Source organism: Gilliamella sp. B2772, assembly GCF_026536985.1.
Lineage (GTDB): Bacteria > Pseudomonadota > Gammaproteobacteria > Enterobacterales > Orbaceae > Gilliamella > Gilliamella apicola_E.
This window is the reverse complement of record NZ_JAFNNB010000002.1, coordinates 382579-404605: the sequence shown is the minus strand read 5'-3', so window position 1 is coordinate 404605 and position 22027 is coordinate 382579. Positions and strand designations below refer to the sequence as shown.

At 38.7% G+C, this 22027-nt stretch carries 18 protein-coding genes; 12 read left to right on the top strand and 6 right to left on the bottom strand.

The genetic code is table 11. The annotated features are described in order from the left end of the window. Positions 1 to 24: 24 nt before the first annotated feature. Positions 25 to 468 (bottom strand): hypothetical protein, encoded by a 444-nt coding sequence (locus J3T98_RS07060; RefSeq protein WP_065733778.1) that lies wholly within the window; start codon positions 466 to 468, stop codon positions 25 to 27. 34 nt (positions 469 to 502) lie between these two features. Between J3T98_RS07060 and J3T98_RS07055 the strand changes: the two genes are divergently transcribed. The 6 genes from J3T98_RS07055 (at position 503) to ilvA (ending at position 7398) form a co-directional block, all read left to right on the top strand. Then, the gene (locus J3T98_RS07055) at positions 503 to 745 is read left to right on the top strand and encodes a hypothetical protein (RefSeq protein ID WP_267362480.1); all 243 of its coding nucleotides are present in this window, start codon (positions 503 to 505) and stop codon (positions 743 to 745) included. Between the two features lie 172 nt (positions 746 to 917). Beyond that, complete coding sequence (gene ilvG, locus J3T98_RS07050) at positions 918 to 2594, top strand: acetolactate synthase 2 catalytic subunit (RefSeq protein ID WP_267331725.1); 1677 nt, start codon at positions 918 to 920, stop codon at positions 2592 to 2594. Positions 2595 to 2597: 3 nt separating this feature from the next. Then, positions 2598 to 2828, top strand: a complete 231-nt coding sequence (gene ilvM / locus J3T98_RS07045; protein WP_065563395.1) for an acetolactate synthase 2 small subunit — start codon at positions 2598 to 2600, stop codon at positions 2826 to 2828. 141 nt (positions 2829 to 2969) lie between these two features. Further along, positions 2970 to 3899: a branched-chain amino acid transaminase gene (locus J3T98_RS07040; RefSeq protein ID WP_065563394.1), complete on the top strand. Its 930-nt coding sequence runs from the start codon at positions 2970 to 2972 to the stop codon at positions 3897 to 3899. Positions 3900 to 4013: 114 nt separating this feature from the next. Beyond that, positions 4014 to 5864 carry a dihydroxy-acid dehydratase gene (gene ilvD / locus J3T98_RS07035; protein WP_065733774.1) on the top strand — a complete coding sequence of 617 codons (1851 nt, stop codon included), beginning with the start codon at positions 4014 to 4016 and terminating at the stop codon, positions 5862 to 5864. After that, positions 5857 to 7398, top strand: a complete 1542-nt coding sequence (gene ilvA / locus J3T98_RS07030) for a threonine ammonia-lyase, biosynthetic (RefSeq protein ID WP_267331726.1) — start codon at positions 5857 to 5859, stop codon at positions 7396 to 7398. Before ilvD ends, ilvA begins: the two co-directional genes overlap by 8 nt. 298 nt (positions 7399 to 7696) lie before the next feature. On the opposite strand, the gene J3T98_RS07025 is transcribed toward ilvA, so the two are convergent. Beyond that, entirely contained in the window at positions 7697 to 8998 is a 1302-nt protein-coding gene (locus J3T98_RS07025; protein ID WP_267331727.1) for a hypothetical protein, read from the bottom strand. 1061 nt (positions 8999 to 10059) lie between these two features. Here J3T98_RS07025 and J3T98_RS07020 point away from each other — a divergent pair. Both J3T98_RS07020 and J3T98_RS07015 read left to right on the top strand, forming a co-directional pair. Continuing rightward, complete coding sequence (locus tag J3T98_RS07020; protein ID WP_267331728.1) at positions 10060 to 12423, top strand: membrane-bound PQQ-dependent dehydrogenase, glucose/quinate/shikimate family; 2364 nt, start codon at positions 10060 to 10062, stop codon at positions 12421 to 12423. Between the two features lie 399 nt (positions 12424 to 12822). Continuing rightward, positions 12823 to 13683: a hypothetical protein gene (locus J3T98_RS07015; RefSeq protein WP_267331729.1), complete on the top strand. Its 861-nt coding sequence runs from the start codon at positions 12823 to 12825 to the stop codon at positions 13681 to 13683. A 249-nt stretch (positions 13684 to 13932) separates the two neighbouring features. On the opposite strand, the gene J3T98_RS07010 is transcribed toward J3T98_RS07015, so the two are convergent. Beyond that, the gene (locus J3T98_RS07010; protein WP_065733765.1) at positions 13933 to 14853 is read right to left on the bottom strand and encodes an L-lactate dehydrogenase; all 921 of its coding nucleotides are present in this window, start codon (positions 14851 to 14853) and stop codon (positions 13933 to 13935) included. Positions 14854 to 15183: 330 nt separating this feature from the next. Here J3T98_RS07010 and J3T98_RS07005 point away from each other — a divergent pair, with 330 nt between their 5' ends. Genes J3T98_RS07005 through J3T98_RS06990 form a run of 4 tightly spaced genes read left to right on the top strand, consistent with a single transcriptional unit; the run spans position 15184 to position 18682 of the window. Beyond that, positions 15184 to 16104 carry a metal ABC transporter substrate-binding protein gene (locus tag J3T98_RS07005; RefSeq protein WP_065563387.1) on the top strand — a complete coding sequence of 307 codons (921 nt, stop codon included), beginning with the start codon at positions 15184 to 15186 and terminating at the stop codon, positions 16102 to 16104. Then, the gene (locus J3T98_RS07000) at positions 16104 to 17000 is read left to right on the top strand and encodes a manganese/iron ABC transporter ATP-binding protein (protein WP_081303320.1); all 897 of its coding nucleotides are present in this window, start codon (positions 16104 to 16106) and stop codon (positions 16998 to 17000) included. The genes J3T98_RS07005 and J3T98_RS07000 overlap by 1 nt, the downstream gene beginning before the upstream one ends. Beyond that, positions 17001 to 17855, top strand: coding sequence for a metal ABC transporter permease (locus tag J3T98_RS06995; RefSeq protein ID WP_220225774.1), 855 nt, complete (start codon positions 17001 to 17003; stop codon positions 17853 to 17855). Beyond that, on the top strand, positions 17852 to 18682 hold the full coding sequence (locus J3T98_RS06990; RefSeq protein ID WP_220225773.1) for a metal ABC transporter permease: 831 nt from the start codon (positions 17852 to 17854) through the stop codon (positions 18680 to 18682). Before J3T98_RS06995 ends, J3T98_RS06990 begins: the two co-directional genes overlap by 4 nt. A 35-nt stretch (positions 18683 to 18717) precedes the next feature. Here J3T98_RS06990 and dnaB read toward each other — a convergent pair whose 3' ends face one another. The 3 genes from dnaB to J3T98_RS06975 are packed head-to-tail and all read right to left on the bottom strand — an operon-like array spanning position 18718 to position 21964. Next, a complete protein-coding gene (gene dnaB, locus J3T98_RS06985; protein ID WP_267362479.1) occupies positions 18718 to 20145 on the bottom strand; it encodes a replicative DNA helicase in 1428 nt (475 codons plus the stop codon). 33 nt (positions 20146 to 20178) lie between these two features. Then, the gene (gene truA / locus J3T98_RS06980; RefSeq protein ID WP_267362477.1) at positions 20179 to 20970 is read right to left on the bottom strand and encodes a tRNA pseudouridine(38-40) synthase TruA; all 792 of its coding nucleotides are present in this window, start codon (positions 20968 to 20970) and stop codon (positions 20179 to 20181) included. Then, positions 20957 to 21964, bottom strand: coding sequence for an aspartate-semialdehyde dehydrogenase (locus J3T98_RS06975; protein ID WP_267362475.1), 1008 nt, complete (start codon positions 21962 to 21964; stop codon positions 20957 to 20959). Before J3T98_RS06975 ends, truA begins: the two co-directional genes overlap by 14 nt. Positions 21965 to 22027: the final 63 nt, after the last annotated feature.

The following is a 22027-nucleotide window of genomic DNA, read 5'->3' as shown; positions in this document are numbered from 1 at the left end:
TCACTCATCCATAATCAATAGAAGCTATTGCCGACTACCTTTTGTCTGACAATCAGCTGGCGTTAATTCAACCACAACAATCTCTTTATTATCAATAAAATAATGATAGTATGCCCCATCCGGGAACGCCGTTTTCAATTGTTGCATATCCTCCGTATTTTCACAATAAGCAGTAAAAAGTGCTTGGCGAATCGTATCGAGCGTACTGGGTAACAACATCGTATGCTCTGGCGTATTTTTAACATCATATTGATAATTGATGATATTACGATCCTTATCCTTCTCAACGCCAACCAAAGTCGTTAACTCATCAACCTCAATGGGTAAGGCTTTTTTCATAGGCTCAATCATCGAATTTTGTATTGCTGCAAGGGAATCATTTTCAACTGGGGTATTTTTTTTAGCATTATCACAACTTAACAGCAAAAAACTCACTACAAAAAAAGCTAGCAATTTAAATATTTTCATAATGATATCTCACATAACGTAATAAATAGTAATTATGAATAAAGAGTTAAAAAATGCTCAAAACAATTTAGGGAAGATGAAGAATAGTTATACACCAACCTTCATTAAAAAGCCAAAACAATCCTATTTAAATCATCAAAAACCCCGCTCCTCAACTTTTTTTAACGAACATATAAATGAATTGATGATGCTTTTTAAAAAAACAACAAAAAAATTGTTGCACTTTTTTTTAAAACGAGTATTTTGGATAAATATTTTTAAAAAATTAACGAAATAATTACAAATGAACTTTTCACTCATCGTCGTCCTCATTAACATTAGCGTGGTCATTATTCCAACGCGGGGGCGTCTTTTGAGTTAAATATATGGTCGTCATATTTCAAAACCCCCGCCACAAAAAAGCGGGGGTTTTTTTTTGAACAAATGGCTAAGCAAAAAGTGAGGAATGAATGTTAGGAACACAGTGGATTGTAAAAACCTTAAAAGAAAAAGGCATTACTACCGTTTTTGGATATCCTGGTGGTCAAATTATGCCTCTATACGATGCGCTTTATGATGGCGGAATTGAACACGTACTTTGCCGTCACGAACAAGGCGCAGCCATGGCAGCCATTGGTTATGCCCGTGCCACCGGCAAAATTGGCGTTTGCATTGCCACATCAGGCCCCGGTGCAACCAATATAATTACCGGCCTTGCGGATGCATTAATTGATTCTGTACCAATTATCGCACTAACCGGCCAAGTTCCAACGACACTTATAGGCACTGATGCCTTCCAAGAAGTTGACGTTTTAGGATTATCTTTAGCGTGCACCAAACATAGTTATTTAATAGATGATGCCACCCAGTTGCCAAATACCTTACAAGAGGCCTTCAACTTAGCCAATTCGGGCAGGCCGGGACCAATATTAATTGACATCCCGAAAGATATCCAGCTTGCCGACCATGATTACCAAACCTATTTAACGCCAACATCCATAAAAACGCCTTCTGATAATGCTCAACTCTACCCAATCTCACCTGATGAGATAAAACAAGCCAAACAAATGATCAGCCAAGCCAAAAAACCGATGCTCTATATTGGTGGCGGTGTTGGGCTTTCTGGTGCTATCAATGAACTACGCGAATTTATGACGCTAACCCAAATTCCTAGCGTATCGACCTTAAAAGGGCTTGGCGTTGCTGACCTTAACAACCCTTATTACTTAGGACTTATCGGGATGCACGGCGCCAAAGCGGCTAACTTAGCCGTACAAGAGTGTGACTTACTGATCGCTTTAGGGGTTAGATTTGACGACCGCGTTACTGGCAAACTTAACGAATTTGCTAAACATGCAAAAGTGATCCATGTCGATATTGATCAGTCCGAAATCAACAAACTACGCCAAACCCATTTAGGTTTACAAGGTGATATTAAACACGTATTACCGATGCTTAACCAAACGGTCTCAATTGATGACTGGCATAACAAAATAAAACAACTGAAAGCCCAGCATCCAACACGTTATGATCATCCGGGTGACGCCATTTATGCGCCAGCACTGCTCAAACGCATTTCTGAGCGCAAACCAGCTAACACCGTCATCACCACCGACGTAGGTCAGCACCAAATGTGGACAGCGCAACACATGTCCTTTACCCACCCACAAAACTTTATTACCTCAAGTGGGCTTGGCACTATGGGCTTTGGATTACCAGCGGCAGTTGGCGCACAAATGTCTAGACCAAACGACATGGTAATTTGCGTATCGGGTGACGGCTCATTCATGATGAATGTACAAGAATTAACAACGATTAAACGCAAAAAATTACCCGTCAAAATCGTTCTTATTGATAACCAACGCCTAGGCATGGTAAGGCAATGGCAAGAGCTATTTTTTAATGAAAGATATAGTGAAACCAACTTATCAGATAACCCCGACTTTTTAATGCTAGCCAAAGCCTTTGATATACCAGGGCAAACCATCAGCAAAAAATCGGAAATCGAAGGCGCACTCGATAACTTATTCAATTCGAAAGGTGCTTATCTACTGCACGTATGTATCGATGAGCTAGAAAACGTATGGCCACTGGTACCACCGGGCGCGGCAAACGAAAACATGTTAGATAAAAGTAACAAGGAGTAAGTGATGAATCAAAAAGCGACACATCAATTTACCATAACTGCCAATGATAAATTGGGTTCACTTGAACGCATTTTACGCGTTGTTCGCCACCGTGGAGGCCATATCGAACAGATGCAAATGCAATCAATTGACAATCAATTATTCACCTTGACACTGACATTAACAACCGAACGAACGCTATCGTCACTGCAAAACCAAATTACCAAATTGGAGGATGTGATAACGGTAGCGTAGTAAAGAACAAATAGATTCTTTTGTAAAAAAGACAAATTAAATTAATAAACTATAGCAGTTAAACAAAGTTATGTATAATGCACAAATTAATAAAAGCAAAATACATGCTTAATAAAAGTAAATTTAAGAGGAAAACAAAAAATGGGTACTACAGCAAAATCTGATTATATTTGGCTAAATGGCGAAATGGTTCCATGGGCTGATGCAAAAATACACGTAATGTCACACGCCCTACACTATGGAACTTCAGTATTTGAAGGTGTTCGTTGTTATGAAACTAACAACGGCCCAGCAATTTTTCGCCATAAAGAACACGCACAACGCTTACTAAACTCAGCCAAAATTTATCGTTTTCCTGTCCCTTATTCTCTTGAAGAGATCATGGAAGCAACTCGCCAAGTCATCAAAAAAAATAACCTAAAAAGTGCATACATTCGCCCATTAGTCTTTATTGGTGATGTGGGTATGGGCGTCATTCCTCCTGCTGGTTACAAAACTGATGTCATGATTGCAGCATTCCCATGGGGAGCCTACCTTGGTGAAGATGCGTTAGAACAAGGTATTGACGCAATGGTATCATCATGGAACCGTTTTGCACCAAACACTATCCCAGCAGCAGCTAAAGCGGGTGGTAACTACTTATCATCACTTCTTATCGGATCAGAAGCGCGAGCTAATGGCTTCCAAGAAGGCATCGCATTAGACGTAAACGGTCAGCTTTCTGAAGGTTCTGGCGAAAACTTATTTATCGTCAAAGATGGCATATTATTTACCCCATTACTATCATCATCAGCACTACCTGGTATCACCCGTGATGCAATCATCAAACTTGCACATGATCTAGGCATTGAAGTACGTGAACAAACTCTATCACGTGAATCACTCTATCTAGCTGATGAAGTATTTATGACCGGTACCGCTGCCGAAATCACACCAGTACGTAGTGTTGACCGAATCCAAGTTGGTATTGGTCGTTGTGGCCCAATCACGAAGAAAATCCAACAAACATTCTTCGGATTATTTAATGGCAAAACTGAAGACAAATACGGTTGGTTAGATCCAATTAAATAAAATAAATACACCGCAGCAAAAACTGCGGTGTCGTCATTATTTAACGATTTATTAATCATAGAAATACGTACCGAAAGAAATCGGTCGCTTGCATAAAAAAATTGGGAGCAACAAATGCCTAGATATCGTTCAGCAACCTCGGTTGAAGGTCGCAACATGGCGGGCGCCCGCGCTTTATGGCGTGCAACAGGCGTAAAAAATGAAGACTTTGGTAAACCCATTATCGCGGTGGTTAACTCATTCACACAATTTGTACCGGGTCATGTTCACTTAAAAGATATTGGTCAACTGGTAGCAAAAGAAATTGAAGCGTGTGGTGGCATTGCCAAAGAATTTAACACAATTGCTGTCGATGACGGTATCGCCATGGGGCATGGCGGTATGCTTTACTCACTACCCTCACGAGAACTGATTGCCGATTCCGTTGAATACATGGTTAACGCCCATTGCGCCGATGCCATGATCTGCATATCAAACTGTGACAAAATCACCCCCGGCATGTTAATGGCGTCACTACGTCTAAACATCCCAACTATATTTGTATCAGGCGGACCGATGGAAGCGGGTAAAACCAAACTATCTGATAAAATCATCAAACTCGACTTGGTTGATGCCATGATCCAAAGTGCCAATCCAAATGTTAGTGATGCTGATAGTGAAGCAATTGAACAATCGGCTTGTCCAACTTGCGGATCATGCTCAGGCATGTTTACTGCTAACTCAATGAACTGCTTAACCGAAGCATTAGGTTTATCATTGCCGGGTAATGGTTCACTGGTTGCGACACACAAACAACGTGAAAAACTCTTCTTAAATGCCGCTAAACGCATTGTTGAAATCACCAAAAGTTATTATGAACAGGATGATGATTCGTACTTACCGCGATCAATAGCCACCAAAGCGGCCTACGAAAATGCCATGTCGCTCGATATTGCCATGGGGGGGTCAACCAATACCGTATTGCACTTACTTGCTACTGCACAAGAAGGTGAAATCGACTTCACCATGTCAGACATTGACCGACTATCACGCAAAGTCCCTCACCTATGCAAAGTAGCGCCAAGTACAGCTATCTATCATATGGAAGATGTGCATCGCGCTGGTGGTGTCGTCTCCATATTATCAGAGCTGGACAAAGCAGGATTACTTAACCGCAATGTCCACAACGTGCTTGGTCTAAACTTACAAGAAACGTTTGCAAAATACGACATCACCCAAACCACTGACGAAGAAGTCAAAAAAATGTATCGCAGTGGCCCAGCAGGTATTCGCACTACCAAAGCTTTCTCACAAGATTGTTACTGGGATACGCTTGATGACGATCGCCAAAACGGCTGTATCCGCGACAAAGCACATGCTTATAGCCAAGATGGCGGACTAGCAACCCTATACGGTAACGTAGCCGAAGATGGCGCAATCGTTAAAACGGCAAGTGTTGCAGCTGAAAATTTAGTCTTCCGTGGCCCAGCTAAAGTCTATGAAAGCCAAGAAGATGCGGTTGATGCAATCTTAGGTGGACGAGTCGTTGAAGGTGATGTAGTCGTCATCATCTATGAAGGACCAAAAGGTGGACCAGGGATGCAAGAGATGCTCTACCCAACCAGCTACCTAAAATCAATGGGTCTTGGCAAAGCTTGTGCATTAATTACCGATGGTCGATTCTCTGGTGGTTCATCAGGCTTATCCATTGGTCACATATCGCCAGAAGCCGCCAACGGTGGCGTGATTGGTTTAGTTCGAGATGGAGATATTGTCGATATCGACATCCCAAATCGAAAATTAAACATCCTCGTACCTGAAGATGAATTAGAACGTCGTCGCGTAGCTGAACTCACTCGCGGTGATAAAGCCTTTACACCTCATAACCGTAACCGTTATGTCTCATACGCACTAAAAGCTTATGCAAGCTTAGCAACCAGTGCTGACAAAGGTGCGGTGCGTGATAAAAGTAAATTAGGTGGTTAACGTGAATAATAACAAACTAACCGGCGCTGATTATCTAAAAGCCACGCTATGTAGTGCGGTATACGATGTCGCTCAAGTGACACCACTAGAACATATGGAAAAAATCTCCTCTCGCCTAAAAAACCAAGTGTTTGTTAAGCGAGAAGATCGCCAACTCGTTCACAGCTTCAAAATACGGGGCGCGCAAGCCATGATTGCCAGCCTAACGCCGGAAGAACGTAAATGTGGCGTGATTGCTGCATCAGCCGGCAACCATGCGCAAGGTGTCGCGTTTTCAGCCACAAAATTAGGCATCAATTCCCTCATTGTCATGCCATTAACCACAGCAGATATTAAAGTCGAAGCGGTAAAAGGATTTGGTGGAGAAGTGCTACTTTATGGAGCCAACTTTGATGAAGCCAAAGCCAAAGCAATGGAATTAGCCAAAGAACAAAACCGTATATTTATTCCCCCTTTCGACCATCCCCTTGTCATAGCAGGGCAAGGCAGTATCGCCATGGAACTACTGCAACAAAATGCCAAACTTGACCGCATCTTTGTCCCCGTTGGGGGTGGAGGGCTTGCAGCCGGTATTGCCGTATTAATCAAACAAATCATGCCATCAATTAAAGTCATTGCGGTTGAACCTGAAGACGATGCCTGCCTAAAAGCAGCACTCATTGCTGGTCATCCCGTTGACCTTGATCGCGTGGGCTTATTTGCTGAAGGCGTCGCGGTTAAACGAATTGGTGACGAAACATTTAGACTTTGCCAACAATATATCGACGACATAATCACTGTCGATAGTGACGAAATTTGTGCCGCCGTTAAAGATCTATTTGATGATGTGCGCGCCATTGCCGAACCGTCTGGCGCAGTGGCGTTAGCGGGAATGAAAAAATATGTTGAACAAAACAACATCTGTGGCGAAAACTTAGCCCATATTCTATCCGGCGCTAACTTGAACTTCCACAATCTACGCTATGTATCAGAACGTTGCGAGCTAGGCGAAAAACGCGAAGTCCTGTTAGCGGTCACGATTCCAGAACAAAAAGGCAGCTTCCTCAAATTCTGCCAACTGCTCGGTGGTCGTGCTGTGACCGAATTCAACTACCGTTATCATGACGACAAATCAGCTTGCGTGTTTGTTGGCGTTAAAATTGCCAAAAGCAACGAAAAAGACGAAATCATGCAAGAACTGACCGCAGCCGGTTATCAAGTTGTTGATCTAACCGATGACGAAATGGCAAAACTGCATGTCCGTTACATGATTGGAGGCAAACCGTGCCAACCGATTAATGAACAAGTCTACAGCTTTGAATTCCCTGAATCACAAGGCGCACTACTCAAATTCTTACAAACCTTGGGTACCAATTGGAATATCTCAATGTTCCATTACCGTAGCCACGGCACCGATTATGGTCGCGTGCTAGCCGCCTTTGAAATCGACAACGCCAGCCACAGCACCTTTACCAAACATTTAACTGAATTGGATTACGGTTTTAATAACGAAACAGAAAATCCTTCACTTAAACTATTCTTAACCGGTAAATAATTCAACCGCCCCAATCAGGGGCGGATTTTGTCTCAACACATTATAGATTAACGATTAACTAATTATTAACCATGCTATTTTATTATTGATAAAAAGATTGGATTAATTTTAGTCAGATCAATGACTGAAAAACCCCGCTCCTTAACTTTTTTCTTCAAAACGTCTAGAAATTAATCCTCATATCAGGTAGTTCAAGCATCTCTACAAAATCGCATTTCATCATTAACTATATGACTAAACTACACTTTTTAACGCTATAGTTCCTTCCCCTATTCCCTCTTTCAAGAAATTAAAAAGGCTAAGGCGAGACACAGAGCATGGGACTAGAACTCTTAATGGAAAAACGTGTTATCGAACCATTTCTCGGACTAACGGCAAATTTACGGTTCTGAGTAGGAGTTATTGATGATTTACGGCCTTTTAAAGGAGGCATTATTCCATCACTAGTCCAGTAGTAACTGAGGTCAAAAAAACCGATGTTATTATATGAGTGCGTTGAGCCCCACTCACTAAACAATCCTGCACCAATTATACGCTGAAAGTAATTATTAGGTGATGAAGGTATTGCGCCGACGGCACCTTTACACTCACTACGAGAATTTATCCCATTACAAGAAGCATTAGTTAAATCTTTAACCGTAGCTAAACGTAAACGTTGATCACTACAGATAGATGATGCTTTATCATAAGTATAAGCTTGGTTAGAAGGATAAAACCACTGCTTTAATACAAAACCATATTTAATGACAGCTTTACCACTATTATCGCGACCGACTAACTCGAATGTTTGTGGCAATGTAGGCGGCTTAATTGCAGGAATCTCAACAGCAAAATTGCTAGAATTCCATCGGGATTTAGTTAAAACCGGACCGGTTAAAGTGACGCGTACACCTGTCGCTGTAGAACTAGTCATAGTAGCAGTGATGCCATCATGCGAGACAGGAGCCCAAGATAAAGCCTGATTACTACCAGCAATGTCTAAGTCAAAATACAAATTGTTAGTGCCAGTAGTTGGAAAATTTAAACCATAAGATGACGGCGTAATTGATTGAAGTAAAAAGCCCTTAGCAGGGTTCCAAATAGAAGCAGGACCAGATACGTGATTAAAATAATGATATTCATTCTCAATAATTAAATATCTTAAGTTAGGCCTAGCAAAACAAACCACAGCCCCTGCTTGTGGATTGATATAATAAGTAACATTACTTGCGCTGAAAATACGACTACTTGGAACGCCATAACGAGTACTTAATGTGCCGTCAGTGCTAGCTAATTTAACCTGATAAGGCGCCTTGCAAATATCTGGAACAGTATGACGCGTGACAGGTTGATTATTTTTATCAACGATAGATAAACTTAAACTACCAGTAGCGGTAACGTCAGTATCACCATCATCATCTCCCCAATAATTATAAGGTGGGCCGATAAGAGAGCTTAAAGCGACTGAATTAGTATAAGCAGGAACCAACATATCAATATCAGCAAAACTTTGACCCGCAACAGGCAACACGATTGGCGTTGTAACGGAAGTATTAGTTGAAGGCGTATATTTAACACCATTAGATAACGTAATCCCAAGCAAAGCATCAGTATCAACCACACGAGTACGACCACCATCAAAGGTTAAATAAGGTGCGCTACCTTGAATCGGATTTTTTGTAGTCTGTGAAGTTAATGCGAAGCTAGAAAAAGGATGTAAAATAACCGAACCTAAAAGAATCCACCAAGATAATTTAAAAGAATAAGAGGATCGAAAAGCGGATCGCGCGATAATTCGCAGAATTCCACATAATTGCGTGGAAAAATAAATCTCGGTGTAAAATGAACGTTGGAAGCTGAACTTAGACGAATTTAAATTAGAGGTTAGCCAAGTTGCCTGTTGCCTGTTGCCTGTTGGAAATTATAAAACATTTGCGACAATCCTGTCAAGTAATTTTATGATTTATTTGAAATTTTATACTTTTACATTAAATTTTAGTTTCTTAACTAAAACCGTGTAAAAAGTATAGTGATTGGAAAAACACGATGCAACACTTTTTTTCACTCAATTACGTTAGCTTTCGTAAATATGATCTAAAAAGGATCTGACTATTAATTGGTTAATTACTGTTTTAATTAAATATATTGCAATTACAAATCTTTAAAATTTGGTATGTTTATCCTGAAAAATTTTATTTTAGTGTTTAAAATCGTCGTTTTGATCATTTAATAACTTTTTAAAGTAGAATTTATAACCTAAAAAACCTGCTCCTCAACTTTTTTGAGTTATAAAAAAATCAAGAAATCCTTTCAGTTTGTTTAAACTGGCGAAACATTCAATCAGACTAATATGCTTTATATGATAAAAGTATGCGTTAACTTTATGCTAATAATTTGATTTTTAACCATAAAATTTATTATTTTGGGATATTAAAATACGTGAATTTTAATCGCAAAAAAGTCAAAAAAATTTTTCATGCCCCTATTGTTTTTCTCAATGATTGAGAGCATATTAATTGCATATTTATCAGACAAGTTTTTGCCTTGTTGATGGATGATGATAAATAATTAAGGAGTTCATCTTTTACCCCCGTCGTTTTCTACCATTACTCATTAAACATCGTCAAATTAACTGAGAAATTTAATCAATAGTAAGATTAATATTAAGTATAAGGATTATTCATGATAAAGATAAATGGTGCTAAAAAATTTTATTTATGGCTTGTTGCCACAATTTTATTAATCAGCGGGCTGTTTTTGACCATTAACGGTGTGCGACTTGTTGCCGTTGGTGGTAGTTGGTATTTTTTATTAATGGGGTTGGTGCAAATCGTTTCCTCATTTCTTTTATTTAAGCAAAACACTAAAGGTGCATGGCTTTATGCTTTAGCTTATGCCTTAACAATTGTTTGGGCATTATATGAAGTTGGTTTGCAGTTCTGGCCGTTATTTTCTCGTTTAATGGTATTTGGTGGTTTTGCAATGCTTATTGCATTTGCTTATCCAACATTAAAGAAACATGAAACAGGCGATAATAAAGCTGGCAAAGGTGGGTATGCTGTCGGTATTTTTATTTTTGTTGCGCTTTGTGTTTCGCTCGGATTTATGTTCCAGGAACATAATGTGATTAAAAATGCAGTACCTTTAGCCAACAATCAATTGAAACCTACAGACAATCTGCTTGATTGGAGACAATATGCGAATACCACTAAAGGGACGCGTTTTTCCGGAGCGGATCAAATTAACAAAGAGAATGTAAAAGATCTTCAAGTCGCATGGACTTATCGTACCGGTTATGTGCCTTATAACAGCGGTTCAGGTCCGGAAGATCAAAATACGCCATTACAAATTGGCCAAAATGTTTATCTCTGCACCCCAACAAATATTGTGATTGCTTTAGATGCAGATTCAGGTCAACAAAAATGGCGCTATGATCCTAAAGCATCAACTCCAAACTGGGAGCGTTGTCGAGGCTTAGCTTATTATGAAGATAGTTTAGATAATGTTAGCAATAGTAATGCGACTTGTTCAGCTAGAATCATTATGAACACTATTGATGCCCGTTTAATGGCAATCGATGCCAATACCGGTAAATTATGTGAAGATTTTGGTGATAAAGGTGTTGTGGATCTTAAGAAAAATATGGGTGATATTCCGCCAGGCTATTATGAACCGACTGCTGCACCGTTAGTAGCCAAAGATGTTATTGTTGTTGGTGGACGGGTTGCCGATAACTTTTCAATCAATGAACCTGGCGGGGTAGTTCGAGCTTTTGATGTTCATTCTGGTAATTTGGTTTGGGCGTGGGATCCAGGTAATCCAAATATCACCGATGTACCACCTGCAAATGAAACTTATACTCGCGGTACCGTTAATGTTTGGGCAACAACAGCTTACGATCCAGAGCTTGATCTTGTATATGCTCCAACCGGTAATGCAACCCCAGACTTTTTTGGTGGTGGCCGAACTCATTATGATGATGATTTTAATTCGTCTATTGTGGCTTTAGAACGTAAAACCGGACAAATTCGTTGGACATTTAGAACGGCTCATCATGATTTATGGGATTATGATTTACCTTCTCAACCATTACTTTATGATATTCCAAATGAAAATGGTGGCGTGACTAAAGTCATTGTGCAAACCACAAAATCCGGTCAAATTTTTATGCTTGATCGCGTAACGGGTAAACCTGTTGCAGAAGTCCAAGAAAAACCAGTTCCGCAAGGTAATGTTCCGGGTGAATATTATTCTCCGACTCAACCATTCTCAGTGGGGATGCCTTCAATTGGTAATGAAACCTTAACCGAGTTCGATATGTGGGGAGCAACACCATATGATCAGCTTCTTTGTCGTATTGACTTTGTTGGTTCTGAATATCATGGTCTGTTCACTCCGCCGGGTATGACTAAAACGTTACAATATCCAGGATCGTTGGGTGGTATGAACTGGGGTAGCGTGGCAGTTGATCCTCAAAACAATTTAATGTTTGTTAATGATATGCGTATTGGCTTGAAAAATTGGATGATTCCTCAAGATCAAATTCCGAAAAATTCAAGCGGGATTGAGATGGGTATTGTTCCACAAAAAGGAACACCATTTGGTGCAATGCGTTTAAGATTTACCTCACCTCTTGGCGTTCCATGCCAAAAACCACCGTATGGTACAATGACAGCTATTGATCTTAAATCACGTCAAGTAGTTTGGCAAAAACCTTTAGGCACTGTTATGGATACGGGTATTTTAGGTATACCTATGCATTTACCTGCTCCAATCGGTATGCCGACCATTGGTGGACCAATGGCGACTAAGTCAGGTTTATTATTCTTTGCTGCTACGCAAGATTTTTACCTAAGAGCCTTTGATTCGGTTACAGGTGAAGAAGTTTGGAAAGCGAGATTACCGGTGGGTAGTCAAGGTACTCCAATAACCTATATCTCACCAAAAACAGGTAAACAATATATTGTGATTTCCGCTAGTGGCGCAAGACAATCTCCTGTGCGTGGCGATTATGTTATTGCTTATGCATTGCCAGATAAAAAATAGTTTTTGGCAAAATAGATAAAATAAGCTTAATCTAGAAATGCCATTATATCGTTTAGTGTTAACGATATAATGGCAAATAAAATACAATCTAGTCAGTTTAATTTAACTATTCTATTCAACTAAACCTGATACCTTTCTTAAATTCATTGGCGAAATTGCTGCTATCACAACACCACTTTCCATTATTTCTATAATTTCCAATAATTATCCCATTACTAAATGCTTTAGTCTCGATCAATAAGATAAATCTGGATTTTTGGTCAAAACTAATGCCATAATTTATCTACATAATTAAATAGTTATGAAGATGTAACATTGCAGAAAGAAAAACTTATTTCATGAAATATACTGACTGCAAAAATTGTAAATATTTAGCAATAAAAAGGATTTTATAGGAAAATGAAAAAAATAGTTTCTACTTTATGTTTAGCCATATTTTTTACTCTGTTTAACACTCATGTAGTGTTTGCCAATGATAACTCATATAATCATAGAAAGCATTTTGATTCCTTCGATGACTTCTATCAAAGTTTACCTGTTTTATCTATGCCTATTGATAGCAATAATACCGTCACTGGAATATATGTTGATAGCAAATTTTTCCATTTCGATGATGATGATTATAGCTATTATGATAAGCCTATTGTTGAAACCGACAACTATTTTACGCTAAAAAATCTAAAAGCTATTGGTCGCTTTGAAATGGGTGATATCAAATTCATACTCTATGATTTTACTTTTGATGGTATAGGCGAAGGTTTCAACGAAGATATCAAATTAATTAATGCTTTTGACAAAAATGGAAAATATCTAGATGAATTAATGGTAGCGGGAAAAACTGGACATGAAGATCACATATTTTACTTTTCATCCACGATTAAAGATCAGCTATTTCATATCAAACTAGACGCTGTTTATGAACTCGGCTATGTAGCGGAGGTAAAAGACGATATCTATCAATATAAAAAAGCTATTGATTTAACTTATCAGTTTCATGACAATCAGTTTTGGTTACAAGCCTCTCCGGTAAACTGTCAAACTGAAAATTTACAGCAATATTTGAATAAACTTACCAAGCAACAGTTTGCCGATATTGATGATATCGTGTCATTTAGTCATTATATTGACTGTTATCCTATATCCGATAATTTACAAACATATAAACAAATAGCTGATTATATTAAAAATTCTATTAATTATTTTCTAAGTACTGCTGAATTGAAAAAATTGCAGGAAACAATTCATCTTATTGAGGAGTAAGAACGTCATTATCCAAAGATGGCGCACTGACTGGTTATCTCTTTGAGTGTGTTCAATGTGGTAAGAAAAGATTGCATATTAATTGCAACAAAATGACTATAGACCATTTTTATGACGTTAATTTACCCAATCATCAAAAATCAAATTGTACAAGAAGCCGATTTATTAATCGGCTTTAAATAGAATCAGATAAAATGCTTATCGCTATTGGCTGATAAAAGTATGACATAAGTTTTAACTTTAATAAGATTAATTAATATGTTGAATATAACCTTTCACAATATTAATACTTGTATCAAATAGCTGTTTTTCCTGATCGTTAAAATCAAGTTGTATCACTTTTTTAATACCATGCTGATCTAAAATTGCCGGTACCCCTATAGCGACATCTTTATACCCATATTCACCCTCTAAAATACAACTTAATGCTAATGCTCGATGGCTGTTGGTGAAAATGTGTTGGCAAATTTCAGCAATCGTGCTGGCAATGCCGTATTCGGTGCAGTGTTTGTATTTGACGATTTCAAAGCCTTTATTTTTAGCTTTAGTACCAATGTCAGCAAAATTAATTTTATTTTTTTCAAGTTGATTAAGATTTATGCCATAAATTGAAGAGTGTGACCATACCGGAAATTGTGAGTCACCATGTTCTCCCACAATAAAAGCATCAATACTTTGTGGTCCGATATCCATTTGTTCGCCGAGTAATCGTCGCAGGCGAACTGTATCGAGCCAAACACCCGTACCAATGACGCGATGACGAGGTAAACCAGATAGTTTCCAGACTTGATAAGTAATTGCATCACACGGGTTTGTGGCAATTAGGAATATGCCTTTGAATCCGCTTTTCATCATGTTGGGAATAAGATTAGCCATGATTTTAGATGTGCCTGACAGCTCTTCTGCCCTGCTTTTTTGTGCCAGTCCTGAGGTGACAGTAATAATGGCTATATCGATATCAGCACAGTCCGTCGATTCACGTAAACTGACTTTTATCATGTTTTGGCGATAAGCGGCGGCATCGAGTAGATCTTGTGCGTGACCGTAGGCTAAGTCTTTATTAAGGTCGACTAGTGCGATCTCTTCACAAAATCCACGATTGACTAATGTATAAGCGGTGGTTGAACCGACATTTCCTACACCAATAATCATTACTTTACGTAGTTTCATATTTAGCCTCGTTATTTATAAGTTGTCATTCTACTTTTTTGATGGAGTGCGATATCATCTCCAGTTTAACACTACATTATCTATCGTTCTAATAGATGTAGCTGGCTACGCTTTTTTTGTATTTTTGTTTAATATTGAGTAATAAAAAATTTGACTTTTATTTTATTAATGATAATAATTCTCATTAACATTTAAAATATCATTTTTGCATTTTTAAAGTAATAAGGAGTGATCTAGAAAAGGATTTCGTACATTTCTGATCGTTTATCTACAGCTTATTTTCTGTACTTGATTGAGTTCGAACAGATAGTATACAATAAGGATTAATCAATGAAATTCAATTTTTTTAAAAGCCGTAAGACATTATTAAATGCGATTTTAGCATCGCTACTGGTTTTGACGGGTCTGACCAATTCATCATCAGCTGATGAGAAAAAATTTAAAGTAGTTACCACATTTACTGTTATACAAGATATTGCCCAAAACGTGGCTGGTGATGCCGCGGTTGTGGAGTCAATCACTAAAGTTGGCGCCGAAATTCATGAATACGATCCTACACCACAAGATATTAATAAAGCACTGTCTGCCGATTTGGTGTTGTGGAATGGTTTAAACTTAGAACTTTGGTTTGAACGCTTTTTTGAAGATATTAAAGATGTGCCTTCAGTTGTCGTAACAGAAGGCATTGAGCCAATGCCGATTCAAGAAGGTAGCTATAAAGGTAATCCAAATCCTCATGCTTGGATGTCACCAACACTTGCTTTAACTTATGTCGAAAATATTCGTGCGGCTTTGGTTAAATATGATCCGAAAAACGCCGAAATATATAATAAGAATGCCGCAGAATATGTGGCAAAAATTAAGGCGCTTGATGCCCCACTTCGTGAGCGTTTAGCTAAGATCCCTGAATCACAGCGTTGGTTAGTGACCAGTGAAGGCGCTTTTAGTTATTTAGCACGTGATTATAATCTTAAAGAGGCGTATCTCTGGCCAATTAATGCCGAGCAACAAGGTACACCTAAACAAGTTAAGCATCTTATTGATTTAGTACGTGCTAATAATATACCTGTTTTATTTAGTGAGAGTACGATTTCTGATAAACCTGCTAAGCAGGTAAGTAAAGAAACTGGCGCTACTTATGGTGGTGTGTTGTATGTTGATTCACTTTCTACTAAAGATGGCCCTGTTCCTACTTATATCGATTTATTAAAAGTGACGGTTGAAACAATCGCTAAAGGATTCGAAAAATAATGACTCAAATTTGCTTAAATGTTGATGATATTACCGTGACCTATAATAATGGTCATACAGCAATTCATGATGCGAGTTTTCGTTTGAATGGTGGCACTATCTGTGCACTTGTCGGCGTTAATGGTAGTGGGAAATCGACACTATTTAAAAGCATTATGGGGATGATAAAACCCACTAAAGGACAAGTGACGTTTAATGATATTTCGGTAAAACAAGCATTAAAGCAAAATATTATTGCCTATGTTCCTCAAACTGAAGAAGTCGATTGGGATTTTCCGGTTTTGGTATCGGATGTGGTGATGATGGGGCGTTATGGTCATATGTCTTTTTTACGAATACCAAGTAAGGAAGATAAAAGACAAGTCGATCTGGCACTAGAACGAGTCAATATGTTGGATTTTAAGCATCGCCAGATTGGTCAACTTTCTGGCGGTCAAAAAAAACGTGTCTTTTTAGCTAGAGCTTTGGCTCAACAAGGTAAGGTGTTATTGTTAGACGAGCCATTTACGGGCGTTGATGTGAAAACCGAAAATGCCATTATCGATCTGCTTAAAGATCTTCGTGATGAAGGCCATTTGATTTTAGTTTCTACCCACAATTTAGGTAGTGTGCCAGAGTTTTGTGATCAGGTAGTGTTGATTAATCAAACCGTGTTGGCTTTTGGTGAAACTAAAACAACATTTACCCCACAAAATTTGATGATGACATTTGGTGGCGCACTACGTTATTTAAGCTTGTCTGGTGAACAATTACACCAAGATGAAGATCCTCGTAAAATGTCTATTTTAACTGATGATGAGCGGGCAGCTATATTTTATGGTGAAGGCAATGATGACTCGGCTCACAAAGATTTTCTAGTCGAACCAACTGTTATTGAAACTAAAGGGCAACACTAAATGGAACTGCTTCTTGAACCTTTTACTTATGGCTTTATGTTAAAAGCCATTTGGGTAAGTAGTATTGTTGGTGCAGCTTGCGCATTTTTGTCGGCGTTTTTGATGTTAAAAGGCTGGTCTTTAATGGGCGATGCCCTTTCGCACTCAGTAGTGCCCGGTGTGGCGGGTGCTTATGCGCTTGGCTTACCTTATTCAGTGGGCGCTTTTTTTACCGGTTTGTTAGCGGCTTTATCAATAACAATTGTACGTGCTTTCACTCGTTTAAAAGAAGATGCCATTATTGGTTTTATCTTTTCGACCTTTTTTGCTATCGGTCTTTTAATCATTTCACTAAATCCAACTTCTGTTAATGTGCAAACTATTATTTTTGGTAATATTTTGGGAATTGATGATAGTGATATGTGGCAAGTGCAAATTATTATTTTAGTTTCACTGATTTTACTACTGTTTTTTTGGAAGGATCTGTTAGTGGTCTTTTTTGATGAAACTCATGCTCGTTCAATTGGCTTAAAACCATTACAGTTAAAGATTCTTTTTTTTACTATTTTAAGTGCCTGTACTGTTGCTGCACTGCAAACGGTCGGTGCAATCTTGGTCATAGCGATGGTAGTAACCCCTGGCGCGACGGCTTACTTACTTACCGATAGATTTTCACGGTTGTTAATTATTTCAGTTATCATCGGTGCGCTGACGAGTGCAATTGGCGCTTGGATCAGTTATTTCCTTAATGGTGAAACAGGTGGTGTGATTGTGACATTACAAACTTTAGTCTTTTTGGCAGCATTTTTATTTGCACCAAGACAAGGGTTGATTTCACGCCGAATCAGCCAAGCAAGACAAGGAGGTTCAGTATGATATGGGAACTTATTTATCATCCTCTTACAATTCCTTTTGTTCAACGTGCCATTCTAGCTGCGCTAGCTACTGGTATTGTTTGCGCCCTACTGTCATGCTTTTTAGTGTTAAAAGGCTGGTCGTTGATGGGCGATGCTATTTCTCACGCGGTATTACCCGGTATTGTACTTGCTTATTTAGCTGGGATCCCTTTAATAATTGGTGCATTTGCGTCGGGGTTATTTTGTTCGGTTGCTACTGGTTACATTAAAGATAACAGTCGAATAAAGGAAGATACTGTAATGGGCATCGTTTTTTCGGGAATGTTTGCTTTTGGTTTAGTGCTGTTTTCTAAAGTGGAAACGTCGCAACATTTGAATCATATTTTATTTGGTAGTGTGTTGGGAACAAGCTATCAAGAACTCATCCAAATTATTACGATTGCAAGCATTGTTTCGATTTTAGTTATCATTAAACGCCGTGATTTGATGCTGTATTGTTTTGATGCCGTGCAAGCAAGAGTAGTTGGTTTGCCAGTTAAATTATTACATTACGGTTTATTAAGTATTTTAGCATTGACTATTGTTGGATCACTTAAAGCTGCAGGTGTTATTTTAGTTATTGCGATGTTAATTGCGCCTGGCATAACCGCATTTTTATTGACTAAACGTTTTGAAAAGATGTTAGTGATTGCAGTAATTGTATCGGTATTTTCGACAGTAACTGGTACTTTAATCAGTTTTCATATAGATGCGTCAACCAGTGCTTGTATTGTGATTTTACAAGCAGTGATTTTTACTCTTGCCCAGTTTTATCGGATCTACGCTAATAAAAAAATAAGGCGTTAATTGAAGTATTGTTTTTCACATTTACGATACTTCAATTATTCGTCATCCAAATATTTACCCGCATCAGCGTAATTATCAAACCTTGAGAATTGACCTTGGAAAGTTAAGCGTACTTTACCAATTGGACCATTTCGCTGTTTACCTAAGATGATTTCTGCAATACCTTTATGTTCTGATGCTTCGTTATATACTTCGTCACGATAGATGAACATAATTACATCGGCATCTTGTTCGATAGATCCTGATTCACGTAAGTCGGAGTTAACAGGTCGTTTATCGGCGCGTTGTTCTAAGCTTCGGTTTAGCTGTGAAAGAGCGACGACCGGAATTTGTAACTCTTTGGCTAATGCTTTTAATGAGCGGGAGATCTCGGCGATTTCAAGCGTTCGGTTTTCTGATATGTTTGGTACTCGCATCAGCTGTAAGTAATCGACCATGATCATACTTAATCCTTTATGTTCACGGTAAATTCGTCTTGCTCGTGAGCGTAGTTCCATAGGAGTTAATCCTGATGAGTCATCAATGTAGATGTTTTTCTTTTCCAGCAGTAATCCCATGGTGCTCGATATTCTTGCCCAATCATCATCTTGTAGTTGGCCTGTACGAATACGAGTCTGATCAACACGTGATAACGAGGCCAGCATACGCATCATAATCTGTTCTGATGGCATTTCTAAACTAAAGATTAGTACCGGCTTATCTTGCATCATAGCGGCGTTTTCACAAAGGTTCATCGCAAATGTGGTTTTACCCATTGATGGACGAGCTGCAATAATAATTAAGTCTGAACGCTGTAATCCTGCGGTTTTTTTATCTAAATCAAGGAAGCCGGTTGAGACCCCTGTCACGCCATCATGTGGACGCTGGAATAACTCTTCAATTTTTGCGACAGTAGCTTCTAGCACATCGGTAATATTTTTCGGTCCTTCACCCTGCTTAGTACGGCTTTCGGCAATTTGGAAGATTTTGCTTTCAGCTAAGTCTAAAATTTCGGTACTGTCTCGGCCTTCAGTTGAGTAACAGTTATCAGCAATTTCATTTGAAGCACTAATCAGTTCCCGCAATATCGCTTGCTGGCGGATAATATCGGTATAGGCCACTACGTTAATGGCGCTTGGTGTGTTTTTCGATAACTCAGCTAAATAAGCAAATCCCCCCACATCAACAAGTAAGTCTTTACTTTCTAAGCTTTCAGACAAAGTGATTAAGTCAATCGGGGTACCACGACTGACTAAGGTATGCATTTCTGAAAATATGAGTTGGTGATGACGAGAATAAAAATCACGGTCGGTAATCATTTCAGCAACAACATCCCAACGCTGATTATCCAGCATTAGGCTACCAAGCACAGCTTGTTCTGCCTCGATTGAGTGAGGTGGTAATTTTATATTTTGTACTTTTGATTTTTTTGCGTCTTGATTTTTGAGTTCTTTATTTGAATCATCAGTATTCATTGCATTCATCTTTTTATTTAATTTAATCTATAGCTAATTTGCTTACTTTATAAATAATGGCCCTAAAGCGCAATCAGGAATTTGATATTCTAATGGATAATCTACCTGAACCAAATATAAACCTTCAGGTTTCGCGGTTGCTGCAGCTTGAGTACGATCTTTCGCTTTTAATAGCTCATCAATCCACTGCGGTGGTTGATTACCTGCACCAACTTCTAACAAACTTCCGACAATATTGCGTACCATATGATGTACAAAGGCATTTGCTTTGATATCGACAATAACATATTCACCCTGTCTTGTAACTTGAATATGATGAATATTACGCCAGGGCGTTCGCGATTGACACTGTGCAGCTCTAAATGATGAAAAATCATTTTCACCTAATAAATATTGCCCCGCTTGGTGCATCAGTTCTTCATTTAATGGCAGATAATAATGCGTTACGCCTTTGGACAAAATTGCTGGACGATAACGATGATTATAAATCACATATCGGTAACGCCGAGCCGTTGCGCTAAATCTAGCATGAAAACTGTCATCCACACTTTTTGACCACCGTACAGCGATATTGTCAGGAAGATGAGAGTTTACGCCCATTATCCATGCTCCCTCACCGCGCTGAGCGTTGGTTTCAAAATGAATTACTTGCCCTGTGGCATGTACGCCAGCGTCGGTTCGGCCTGCACAAAATACGGCTATTGGCTCGTTAGCTATGACAGACAAAGCCGATTCTAATCTTTCTTGAATAGAGTCAACGTGCTGTTGTCGTTGCCAACCAAAATAGCCACTACCATCATATTCGATACCTAATGCAATTTTAGAGGTAGTCATTAATCAGGATCTCAAGTGTCTCGATTAACATTAGTCCACCTAAGTAACGGATATTATCTGCTACTGACCAAAATTGAATTTGTTCATAATTTCCATAGCTGTGTCGTAAATTAGCGAGTTTAATGGTTAAGTTCTTTTCACCTTCGGTATTGACTTCGGTTACTGGGGTTGGTAAATCTTCACTTTTTACTTCAACGCCAAATTCACTAAAACGAGCCATGTCTAATTCAATGGGTAAGCTACTGGAAACATTCACCGCTTGAGCTAGTCCATAAAATACCGGCACAATAACAGATTCAATTGAGATAGGTAAATCATAATTACTTATCACTTTACGAATTTGGTTAATTTGAGTGTGTTCACCTAAACTTTGGTGATCAGACTCATGCGAAAGCGGTAATAAGTTAAAGGCAAGTTGATTGTCAAATAGCTCGTTATCAACTGGCATTCCATTGAGTAATCTAGCGCTTTGTCCTGCCAGTTCATCCACACCTGGCTTGCCAAATAATGATGAAGGAATAAAGCTGGTTAAATGAAGATTAGTCAGTAATTGAATATCGGTTAGTGATGCAACGCAACGTAATAATTGAGATACGGTTGGGCTTGCAACAGCAATGATATTTTCATTGCGATATTCGGTTAATACGCTGTTATTTACTTTAGGTACAATTAATGGGATATGGTCTTGATCAGCAAAAAATCCGCTCGCATCAATAACGATACAGCCTGCTTGAGCAGCTGTTTGAGCATATTTTTCGCTAGTTTTAGTACCTGCAACAAAAAAGGCAAAATGGCATTGGCTCCAATCCATTTGCTCGCTATCAATGACGGTTAAATTTTTACCGGCAAAACGAACTACTTCGCCAGCGCTGTTATCGCTACCGACTAAATAAAGATTTTCAATTTCAATAGTTATTGAGTCATTTAATAACTCAATTAGCGCAGAACCTACTTGTCCTGTCGCACCAACAATGGCGATATTCCATGCAGACATATGATAAACCCGAATTAAAGTATTTAATGGCAATTATACCACTTTATTGTTAAAGATTTTGGA